This window comes from Enterobacter sp. CM29 (genome assembly GCF_013179605.1).
Taxonomy (GTDB): domain Bacteria; phylum Pseudomonadota; class Gammaproteobacteria; order Enterobacterales; family Enterobacteriaceae; genus Enterobacter; species Enterobacter intestinihominis.
On the sequence record NZ_JABMCU010000174.1, the window covers coordinates 1 to 9,734 of the forward strand.

At 57.5% G+C, this 9,734-nt stretch carries 11 protein-coding genes and 2 pseudogenes; 8 read left to right on the plus strand and 5 right to left on the minus strand.

Annotated elements, in window-relative coordinates; translation table 11 throughout:
* On the minus strand, positions 1-891 hold an 891-nt coding region (gene dsdA, locus HP459_RS18015; RefSeq protein ID WP_171936584.1), incomplete at its 3' end, for a D-serine ammonia-lyase.
* A 97-nt stretch (positions 892-988) separates the two neighbouring features.
* On the opposite strand from dsdA, the pseudogene HP459_RS18020 reads away from it, so the two are divergent.
* Positions 989-2,074 (plus strand): annotated as a pseudogene (locus tag HP459_RS18020) (cellulase family glycosylhydrolase); the annotation flags it as partial.
* Here the strand turns inward: HP459_RS18020 and emrD are convergent.
* From emrD to tisB, 4 genes and pseudogenes are all read right to left on the minus strand, one after another.
* Positions 1,980-3,164: a multidrug efflux MFS transporter EmrD gene (gene emrD / locus HP459_RS18025; protein WP_171936585.1), complete on the minus strand. Its 1,185-nt coding sequence runs from the start codon at positions 3,162-3,164 to the stop codon at positions 1,980-1,982. The pseudogene HP459_RS18020 and the gene emrD sit on opposite strands and share 95 nt — an antisense overlap.
* A gap of 175 nt (positions 3,165-3,339) precedes the next feature.
* Positions 3,340-3,758: pseudogene (locus HP459_RS18030) on the minus strand (EamA family transporter).
* Positions 3,759-3,820: 62 nt separating this feature from the next.
* Positions 3,821-4,267 (minus strand): GNAT family N-acetyltransferase, encoded by a 447-nt coding sequence (locus tag HP459_RS18035; protein WP_023298965.1) that lies wholly within the window; start codon positions 4,265-4,267, stop codon positions 3,821-3,823.
* Between the two features lie 64 nt (positions 4,268-4,331).
* Positions 4,332-4,421: a type I toxin-antitoxin system toxin TisB gene (tisB, locus tag HP459_RS18040; RefSeq protein ID WP_022646551.1), complete on the minus strand. Its 90-nt coding sequence runs from the start codon at positions 4,419-4,421 to the stop codon at positions 4,332-4,334.
* A gap of 486 nt (positions 4,422-4,907) precedes the next feature.
* Here tisB and HP459_RS18045 point away from each other — a divergent pair, with 486 nt between their 5' ends.
* The 7 genes from HP459_RS18045 to uhpB all read left to right on the plus strand — a co-directional run.
* Positions 4,908-5,222, plus strand: a complete 315-nt coding sequence (locus HP459_RS18045) for a type II toxin-antitoxin system HigB family toxin (RefSeq protein ID WP_022646552.1) — start codon at positions 4,908-4,910, stop codon at positions 5,220-5,222.
* Positions 5,219-5,638, plus strand: a complete 420-nt coding sequence (locus HP459_RS18050) for a type II toxin-antitoxin system HigA family antitoxin (protein WP_023305145.1) — start codon at positions 5,219-5,221, stop codon at positions 5,636-5,638. Before HP459_RS18045 ends, HP459_RS18050 begins: the two co-directional genes overlap by 4 nt.
* Before the next feature lie 146 nt (positions 5,639-5,784).
* Complete coding sequence (gene ivbL, locus HP459_RS18055) at positions 5,785-5,883, plus strand: ilvB operon leader peptide IvbL (RefSeq protein WP_057979964.1); 99 nt, start codon at positions 5,785-5,787, stop codon at positions 5,881-5,883.
* 229 nt (positions 5,884-6,112) lie between these two features.
* Complete coding sequence (gene ilvB, locus HP459_RS18060) at positions 6,113-7,801, plus strand: acetolactate synthase large subunit (RefSeq protein ID WP_171936586.1); 1,689 nt, start codon at positions 6,113-6,115, stop codon at positions 7,799-7,801.
* Positions 7,802-7,804: 3 nt separating this feature from the next.
* Complete coding sequence (gene ilvN / locus HP459_RS18065) at positions 7,805-8,092, plus strand: acetolactate synthase small subunit (RefSeq protein ID WP_010426528.1); 288 nt, start codon at positions 7,805-7,807, stop codon at positions 8,090-8,092.
* Between the two features lie 125 nt (positions 8,093-8,217).
* The gene (uhpA, locus tag HP459_RS18070) at positions 8,218-8,811 is read left to right on the plus strand and encodes a transcriptional regulator UhpA (RefSeq protein ID WP_022646555.1); all 594 of its coding nucleotides are present in this window, start codon (positions 8,218-8,220) and stop codon (positions 8,809-8,811) included.
* On the plus strand, positions 8,808-9,734 hold a 927-nt coding region (uhpB, locus tag HP459_RS18075; RefSeq protein WP_171936587.1), incomplete at its 3' end, for a signal transduction histidine-protein kinase/phosphatase UhpB. The genes uhpA and uhpB, both read left to right, overlap by 4 nt.

Genomic DNA, 9,734 nt, shown 5'->3' on the forward strand with positions numbered 1-9,734 from the left:
ATCGCCAAAGGCCAGCTTCAGGCCAAACGCCACGCCGCCGGGGCCGCCGCCGACGCCGCACGGCAGATAGACATTCAACGGATGTTCAGCATCCACCGCGCGCCCCTGCGCGGCAAACTGCGCTTTCAGGCGCTCACCTGCAACCGCGTAGCCCAGGAACAGCGTGCGTGAGTTCTCATCGTCAATAAAGAAACAGTTTGGATCGCTTTCCGCCGCTTTGCGCCCTTGCTCCACCGCCACGCCATAATCCTGCTCATATTCCACGACGATCGCGCCGTGGCTGCGCAGTTTGGCTTTCTTCCACTCGCGGGCGTCGGCGGACATATGCACCGTGACCTTAAAGCCGATGCGCGCGCTCATAATGCCGATGGACATCCCCAGGTTGCCGGTTGAACCCACCGCGATGCTGTACTGGCTGAAGAAGGCTTTAAAGCGTGGCTCCAGCAGGATGCTGTAGTCATCTTCAACGCTCAGCAACCCGGCTTCCAGCGCCAGTTTTTCCGCATGGGCCAGCACCTCATAGATACCGCCGCGCGCTTTAATGGAGCCGGAAATCGGCAGATGGCTGTCTTTTTTCAGCAGCAGCGTGCCTGGAATGGCCTTGCCAGACTCTTTCTCCAGCCGCTTTTGCATCGCCGGGATCGCGACCAGTTCGGATTCGATAATCCCGCCCGTTGCCGCCGTTTCCAGGAAGGCTTTCGCCAGATACGGCGCGAAGCGTTTCAGGCGCGCATGCGCGTCGTCCACGTCGGCTTTGGTCAGCCCGACATATGGCAACCCTTCCGCCAGCGTCGTGGTGTTCGGATTAAGCCAGGTGATCTCTTTCAGGGCAATCAAATCCGCCAGCAGCGGAAACCGGTCAATGAGGCCGGTCAGGTCAGTCGTTTTCATAATCTGTCTCAGAATTTAGTTCGTTTTGACTCTACACCAATTGTGAAAAAGCATGCTAAATACAGAGTAAAGCATTTGATTATTTGCAAGGGGCGTCGTGTTAAAGCCGTTAATTGTCACCGTGTTAGCGCTCGCTTCCGGCTGGGCCTGTGCCGCTGAGCCACCCCTGACGGCTGCCCGTTACGCGCAGATGTTGGGCGTCGGAATGGATGTCGACTGGGCCCGCACCGAGCGCGGTATACGCGAATTCGACCCGTTGGTGGTCCGTGATTTCCAGGCGAAAGGCATACATCATGTCCGTATTCGGGTGGCGGGCGAACCGACGGAAGCGCGGCTGATTCACCTGCGTAAGCTGGTGGAGGCTTGCGAGCAATACGGCGTCATCCCCATCATCGCCTATCAGGCCGATGAATATAAAAACGATCCGAAAGCGGATACCGAAAAAGCGGTGATCAACTGGTGGATTGCCGTGGCGCACTATTTTGGTCAGCGCTCGCCGTTGCTGGGGTTTGACCTGATCTACGAACCGGCGGACAAGCTCAACCACAACGTTGCTTCGCTCAACCGGGTGTATGAGAAAGCGATCAAAGACATTCACGCCATTGATGCCAGCCGCATGATTTTTATCGCCCCTCGTCTGCGCGCCGCGCCGGAGGATTTATCCAGCCTGAAGCTGCCCGCACACAGCCAGAATTACCTGCTGGCGGAATGGCATATTTTCCCCTGGGGTCCGCTGAAAACGAACGGCAAATACCCGTGGACGTCCGGAACCGCGGCTGAGAAAGCGGCTATCCGTAACCGAATCAATGCCGCGCTGCACTGGCAGCAAAAAACCGGGCACATTAGCTGGGTCGGGGGCTGGGGCGTGGGGGAGTCAAACCACCTCACGCCAACCGCTTCGCAAATGGCCTTCGCCAACTTTATGGCCTGCGAGCTGCAAAAGGCGAAAATCCCGTATGCGCTTAACGCGGACTTCCAGTTTTACGACGGGGAAGAGGGCGCCTGGCGGCCTGCGCCAGAGCCGTTATTACAGGCGATGATTGCGCCCGTGTGTGAAAAGCCCGGCGAGAAGCCGGGCCATCATGCGGTTAAACCGGCTGTTCGTGATGCGGGACGCGCGACGCCAGCGGCAGCCAGCACAGCAAAATCAGCAGCCCCATCAGGGTCATCAGCAGGCCCAAACTCGCCTGCCCGGTCTGCGGCATCATAGCCGAAAGCCAGGCCAGCGCGCCGGAACCGATATTCTGTAAACCGCCGACCAGCGCGCCTGCCGTGCCCGCGAGGAACGGGAACGGCTCCATTGCGCCGCTGGTGGCGAGCGGGAACAGCATGCCCGCGCCGAAGAAGAACAGCGCCGCCGGGATGAGCAACGTCCAGACCGACATCACGTCAAAAAGCCCCGGGATCCACATCATCAGCCCGGCCAGCAGACAGCTGATCACCGACTGCCACATCAACGTAGAGAAGCGTTTGTTCGGACGTCCGGCGAACCATGCGCCGAAGAACGCCGCCGGGATCGGCAGAATAAACAAAATGCTCACCACCATGCTGCTCAGGCCAAGGCCTGCGCCCAGCAGCACGCCGGAACAGGCTTCAAACACCGCAATGCCCGCCAGGCCGCCGATTAGCATCAACAGATAACAGGTAAACGACCCATTACCGAACAGCGTTTTGTAGCTGGCGATGAGCTTCGTGCGCGGCGCGTCCTGCGGACGTGTTTCCGGCATCCAGCGCGCCATGCTGTAGGTGACAATAATGCACAGCACCAGCAGGAAGGCGTAACAGGCGCGCCAGGACCAGACGGTGTCCAGCAGACCCCCAATCAGCGGGGCGAGCAGCGGGCTGACCAGAATGCCCATATTTAACAGACTGTTGGCGTGGCGAAGTTGGGTGCCCTGGTACATATCACGCGGCAGGGTACGCGCCATGACCCCGCCGACGCCGGTGCCCACGCCCTGGAGGGCGCTGGCGGCAATCAGGATGGTCAGGCTGTGCGTAGTAATGGCAATCACCGTCGCCACCATGAAAATGCTCATGCCCACCAGAATGACCGGACGACGCCCGACGCGATCGGACAGGGGACCATAAACCAGCTGTGAAACGCCATAGGTCAGCAGGTAGGCTGCCATCACGCTCTGTACCGCACCTTCGCGGACGCTCAGATCTTTTGCCATATCGGCAATCGCCGGAATGTAGATGGTTTGCGCCATCTGCCCGACGGCCACCAGTAACACCAGCATCAACAATAAGTTCACGTTCCGTTGCTTTTTCATGTCGCTGAATACTTTTGCCAAAAGAGATAAATAAAGAATAAGTGACTACGCATTCCCATAAATGCGCGAGGAATCTACCACAGAGAGATGACAATTTAAGCATTACTGTGATGAATGACAGAAGGCGTGAAGGCAGGATTTGTAAACAAGATCGGCAACTAATGTTGCCAGCGAATTACGCCAGGCGCAGCAGGACCGCACCGGCTGCAATACCCAGCGCCGCCGCGATGCGCAGGCCCACAACCTTCTCTTTTAAAAGCACAAATGCGATGAATGCGCCGAAGAGAATAGAGGTTTCACGTAGTGCGGCGACCACCGCCAGCGGCGCCTGAGTCATCGCCCAGAGTGCCAGACCGTAAGATCCCATCGTCCCGACGCCGCCGAGCAGTGTAACGCACAGGAGACGAACAAATATGGCCAGCTTGCGGCAGTCGGCTGGGGCGAGAAGGGGAGTAAAATCAGCCCAATAAGCGCGGCTGAACCGCTGACCCCGATCGCCGAGTAGAGCTTGTCCGTTCCGGCTTTAACGATGGCGTTCCAGCTGGCATGCAGCAGTGCGGCGAACAGTAAAATGCAGAAAACGGTGATGGTCATGGCGGATCGGTTGGTGAAATGTCATCCAACTGTAACATTCCCCCGTCGAGGCTGCCAGCCGCTTACACTGCGCAAAAAAGGCGGTGCGTCACCCGGGGCTCGTCTGACACAAGCCTGAAGCCCGCCCGATGATAAAATCCGTACGCGGTTTCCGGCGCATGGGTATTAAGAAAATCAAACCAGATGCTGGCATCCGCCATCACCACGGTCAAAAGTTGTTTTCCAATCCCCAGCCCACGGCACTTTTCGCTGACGTAGAGATGACGAATACGTCCGGCGCGCGGCTGCTGGCTGAATGGATCGCGATTTAGACCGCACACGCCCACCAGCCTGCCGTTAAGAAACGCACCCAGCAGCTTTTCACCCGGCGCGTTAAAGCGATTCTCACCGCGCTGCCAGTTCTCTTCCAGCCTGCGCAGCATATTGAAATTTAACGCGATACTCTCGGCCTTCAGGGCGATATAGCCCGGTTCATCAGGGGTAACAGGCTCAATTAACAGACGCGACATAGCATTCCCTCGTTATTAAAGAGGGGCGGTTGCCCGCCCCTCTCAGGTGCGACTTGAACCTGAATCACTTAACGTATTTCAGGACAGCATCAAGCAGTTGCAATACAGCAACAATGAGTTTGAGGACAAGTATGACCATATCCACGACGCTCATACGCGTCTCCTTTTGGTTAAAAGGAGCACGATGCTGGCGTACCTTTCCGCCGCCTGTGGCCAGCACCTGGATTGACGTAACACAGTGTGCTCACTTCAGGGGTTAAGGCACTGACGGCACCACCCGTTTCAGCCAGGACTTCGTTGCGCCGGTAAACTGCGGCCCCCTCGCTCACTGCGAACACCCTCAGTATAGATAAATACTGTATGCATGAACAGTATTTTATGGACAAATTTTGGAAGGCGATCCATACTCAAAAACGTCAAAATCCGTGCCGGAATTGCGCGTTCGTCTTCGATCGCGTATACTTTTTGCGTTGACGTAACACAGTGTGTTCTGCGGCAACCAACCGCAAAACCCTGATAAAAACCTCGCTTAGGCGGGGTTTTTTGTTTTCTGACGAAGTGAAAATAGTATCCTCCGTTGACTTATTGGCAATAGGTGTTATCGTTGCCATAATGGCAACGGACGCGGCAGGCAAGCAGGATGCATTTAATCTCAATGAAGGCAATTTTGGATGCGGTAAGCCAGTTCCCGCAATACAGAGAAGAGCTTCTCTTTTTAGGACGAGTTATTGAAAAGAGCCACTGCCCGACGCCCGCTGCACTGAGAAAACTTTTCCCAACGCTGGATAACTTCAAGTATCTTGATAAGCATTATGTTATTGATATTGCAAATAACAATCTCAGAGTAGTGGCTCTCATATTCTTTGAAAGCCAAAAGTTTTATGTGCGCCATGTTTTTACTCATAAGGAATATGACCGTTTTACGGAGAAACATCGCACTAAGGGGAAGAAATGATGATCGTCGCTGATGCAATGAAAGCTACGCACGCCCTTGTTGCGGCCGTTCCTTTACTGGGTGAACAGCCGAGCGAGAAAGATTATAAGGATGCGCTTGAGCTGGTTGAGTATCTCCTTATGAACGAGCCCAATAGCCCCTTGCTGGATATTGTTTGCGCCAGAATTAGCCATTACGAAGCTAATCGGCCAGAGATAGTCGCACTACGCAAGGAGATGGAGTCCGTTCCCGTCGGAATTGCAGTTTTGAGAACCTTGATGGATCAATACAATCTGACGATATCGGATTTTAAGGATGAAATTGGTAGTAAATCGATGGTTTCACGGGTTCTGAATGGTCAGAGACAGCTTACTCTGAACCATATTAAAAAGCTGGCGGTCAGATTTGGGGTATCACCTGCGCTATTTATTGAGTGAGTAAAAACCCTTTATTGAGTGTCATCACCCAACAAACGAAACGTGATCCCTGACGCATTTTTGCGCAGTTGAAAATATTTCCATTGTCACATCCGAAAACCTGTGTTTGTATAAATTCTATCAATGATTCCAAATACAGGTCCCCAATGACTTCATCCATCTTCACCTCGACCCTACTAAAAACTGCGCAACCTGCCGCAGTGGTCGTCGTGCGTGTGGTGGTGGTCGTCGGCAATGCGCCGTAGGGACTGGATCAACACACGAATCCAAAACCCCGCCGGCGCAAACCGGGCGGGGTTTTTCGTTTAGGACCCCTCCCGGATACGCTAAGTAGTTCGGGTTGCAGGAAGGCGGCAAGTGAGCGAATCCCCAGGAGCGTACATAGGTACGTGACTGGGGTGAGGGAACGCAGCCAACGCATCTGCAACCTGAACTACGACGCGTAAAGCTGGCTCAGAAGAAAAGGACTGGAGCATGGCAAGTTCGGGCACAACATCCACAAAAACGCGTTTTACAGGCGCGCAGCTGATTGTTCATTTACTGGAACGACAGGGCATCACCACCGTTGCGGGCATCCCGGGTGGGACCGTGCTGCCGCTGTATGATGCGTTAAGCCAAAGCACACAGATCCGCCACGTGCTGGCGCGCCACGAGCAGGGCGCAGGCTTTATCGCTCAGGGCATGGCGCGTACCCAGGGTAAACCGGCGGTCTGTATGGCCTGCAGCGGGCCGGGCGCCACTAACCTGGTGACCGCCATCGCCGATGCGCGCCTCGACTCCATTCCGCTGATCTGCATTACCGGCCAGGTGCCGTCCTCGATGATCGGTACCGATGCGTTCCAGGAAGTGGATACCTACGGTATCTCTATCCCCATCACCAAACATAACTATTTAGTTCGCGATATCAGCGAGCTGCCTCAGGTGATCAGCGATGCGTTTCGCATTGCCCAGTCTGGCCGCCCGGGTCCGGTGTGGATAGACATTCCTAAGGATGTCCAGACCGCAGAAATTGAGATCGACGTGCTGCCGGAGCCGGGCGAGCGTGCCCCGGCGCCGGAATTCAGCGCTGAGAGCGTGCGCGATGCCGCCGCCATGATTAACGCGGCGAAACGCCCGGTGCTCTATCTGGGCGGCGGGGCGATCAACGCCGCGGATGAAATCCGTCAGTTCGCTGAAAAAGCCAGCCTGCCTACCACCATGACCCTGATGGCGCTCGGCATGCTGCCAAAAGCGCACCCGCTCTCTCTCGGCATGCTGGGCATGCACGGCGCGCGCAGCACCAACTACATCCTGCAAGAGGCGGATTTGCTGATTGTTATGGGGGCGCGTTTTGATGACCGGGCGATCGGCAAAACCGAGGAGTTCTGCCCGAACGCCAAAATCATTCACGTGGATATCGACCGCGCCGAGCTGGGTAAAATCAAGCAGCCGCACGTGGCGATTCAGGGCGACGTGACCGAGGTGCTGGCACAGCTGATCCCACAGACGGAGGCAAACGACCGCGCCGACTGGCGCCAGCTGGTGGCCGATCTGCAACGCGAGTTCCCGGGCGCTATCCCAACCGAGGGCGACCCGCTGAGCCACTATGGCCTTATCAACGCCGTTGCCGCCTGCGTGGATGACAGCGCGATTATCACCACCGACGTCGGCCAGCATCAGATGTGGACTGCCCAGGCGTATCCGCTTAACCGCCCGCGCCAGTGGCTGACCTCCGGCGGCCTTGGCACCATGGGCTTCGGCCTGCCAGCAGCGGTTGGCGCGGCGCTCGCCAACCCGGACCGTAAGGTGATCTGCTTCTCCGGTGACGGCAGCCTGATGATGAACATTCAGGAGATGGCCACCGCAGCCGAAAATCAGTTAGACGTCAAAATCATTCTGATGAACAACGAGGCGCTGGGCCTGGTACACCAGCAGCAGAGCCTGTTCTATAAGCAGGGCGTGTTTGCGGCGACCTATCCGGGGATGATCAACTTCATGCAGATTGCCGCTGGTTTTGGCCTGCACACCTGCGATCTGAACGCCGAAGAAGATGCCCACGCGGCGTTGCAGGATGCGATTTCTCGCCCTGGCCCGGCGCTGATCCACGTGCGTATCGACGCGCAACAAAAAGTGTATCCGATGGTGCCGCCGGGTGCGGCCAATACTGAGATGGTGGGGGAATAAGCCATGCAGAAACAACATGATAACGTCATTCTGGAACTCACCGTCCGCAACCACCCTGGCGTCATGACCCACGTCTGCGGGCTGTTTGCCCGACGGGCGTTTAACGTGGAAGGCATTCTGTGCCTGCCGATTCAGGGCAGCGAGCACAGCCGCATCTGGCTACTGGTGAACGACGACCAGCGTCTGGAGCAGATGATGGCGCAGATCGACAAGCTGGAAGATGTCACCAAAGTGGCACGCAACCAGTCCGATCCCACCATGTTTAACAAAATTGCGGTGTTTTTCGAGTAAATCACTTAAGGTAAAAGGCTTTTGCCGGATGGCGCTGCGCTTATCCAGCCTGCAAGGACGTTACACGTAGGCCGGATAAGGCGTTTACGCCGCCATCCGGCGTGTTCACGCATCAGGATCAAACCATGACCACCATCGCCCTTATCGACGACCACCTTATCGTCCGCTCCGGCTTTGCCCAGCTTTTAAACCTCGAACCGGATTTTCAGGTCGTGGCCGAGTTTGGCTCCGGTCGCGAGGCGCTGGCGGGCCTGCCGGGACGCGGGGTGCAGGTCTGTATCTGCGACATCTCAATGCCGGATCTCTCCGGGCTGGAGCTGTTAAGCCAGCTGCCGAAAGGGATGGCGACCATTATGCTCTCGGTCCACGACAGCCCGGCGCTGGTCGAGCAGGCGCTCAACGCGGGCGCGCGCGGCTTCCTCTCTAAACGCTGTAGCCCCGACGAGCTGATTGCCGCCGTGCGCACCGTCTCCACCGGCGGCTGCTACCTGACGCCGGATATCGCCATCAAGCTGGCGGCGGGACGGCAGGATCCGCTCACCAGACGCGAGCGTCAGGTGGCAGAGAAACTTGCCCAGGGCATGTCGGTGAAAGAGATTGCCGCGGAGCTGGATCTGTCCCCGAAAACCGTGCATGTTCATCGCGCCAACCTGATGGAAAAACTCAACGTCAGTAACGATGTCGAGCTGGCGCGCCGTATGTTTGACAGCTGGCAATGAGCCCCGTTTTTTCACGGCTGATCGCCGTCGTCGCCAGCTTTTTTATCTTCTCCGCCGCATGGTTCTGCCTATGGAGCATCAGCCTGCATCTGGTGGAACGCCCGGAGCTGGCGGTGCTGCTTTTCCCCTTTGGCCTGCGTCTGGGACTGATGCTTCAGTGCCCGCGCGGATACTGGCCCGTTTTGCTCGGTGCAGAGTGGCTGATGCTGATCTGGCTGGCGCAGGAAGTGGCGCTGGCGCATCTGCCTTTATTGATGACCGGAAGCCTGCTCACGCTTATCCCGGTCGCCCTGATTTCCCGCTACCGTCACCAGCGCGACTGGCGCACGCTGCTGCGTCAGGGGGCGGCGCTGATTGCCGCCGCGCTGTTGCAGTCCCTGCCGTGGGTGGGTGAAAAGGAGGGGCTCAACGCCCTGCTGCTGACCCTCACCGGCGGCCTGACGCTGGCACCGACCTGCCTGGTTTTCTGGCATTACCTTACCAGCACCGTCTGGCAGCCGCTCGGCCCGGCGCTGGTCTCCCAGCCGGTGAACTGGCGCGCCCGGCACCTGATCTGGTATCTGCTGCTGTTTGTGGTGAGCCTGTGGTTGCAGCTTGGTCTCCCTGCTGAATTATCACGCTTTACGCCGTTTTGTCTGGCGCTGCCGATCATCGCCCTCGCCTGGCACTACGGCTGGCAGGGGGCGCTGATCGCGACCCTGATGAACGCCATCGCGCTGATCGCCAGCCAGACCTGGCACGATCATCCGGTAGATCTGCTGCTCTCGCTGCTGGCCCAGAGCCTGACCGGGCTGCTGCTGGGGGCGGGCATCCAGCGCCTGCGCGAGCTGAACCAGTCTCTGCAAGCCGAGCTGGCGCGCAATCGCCGTCTGGCGGAGCGTCTGCTGGAGACGGAAGAGAGCGTGCGCCAGGAGGTTGCCCGC

Bases quoted from the DNA above. Each gene is read 5' to 3' on its own strand.
- emrD (WP_171936585.1), bottom strand. From the start codon at position 3,164: ATGAAAAAGCAACGGAACGTGAACTTATTGTTGATGCTGGTGTTACTG.
- HP459_RS18035 (WP_023298965.1), bottom strand. From the start codon at position 4,267: ATGTCGCGTCTGTTAATTGAGCCTGTTACCCCTGATGAACCGGGCTAT.
- tisB (WP_022646551.1), bottom strand. From the start codon at position 4,421: ATGAGCGTCGTGGATATGGTCATACTTGTCCTCAAACTCATTGTTGCT.
- HP459_RS18045 (WP_022646552.1), top strand. From the start codon at position 4,908: ATGCATTTAATCTCAATGAAGGCAATTTTGGATGCGGTAAGCCAGTTC.
- HP459_RS18050 (WP_023305145.1), top strand. From the start codon at position 5,219: ATGATGATCGTCGCTGATGCAATGAAAGCTACGCACGCCCTTGTTGCG.
- ivbL (WP_057979964.1), top strand. From the start codon at position 5,785: ATGACTTCATCCATCTTCACCTCGACCCTACTAAAAACTGCGCAACCT.
- ilvB (WP_171936586.1), top strand. From the start codon at position 6,113: ATGGCAAGTTCGGGCACAACATCCACAAAAACGCGTTTTACAGGCGCG.
- ilvN (WP_010426528.1), top strand. From the start codon at position 7,805: ATGCAGAAACAACATGATAACGTCATTCTGGAACTCACCGTCCGCAAC.
- uhpA (WP_022646555.1), top strand. From the start codon at position 8,218: ATGACCACCATCGCCCTTATCGACGACCACCTTATCGTCCGCTCCGGC.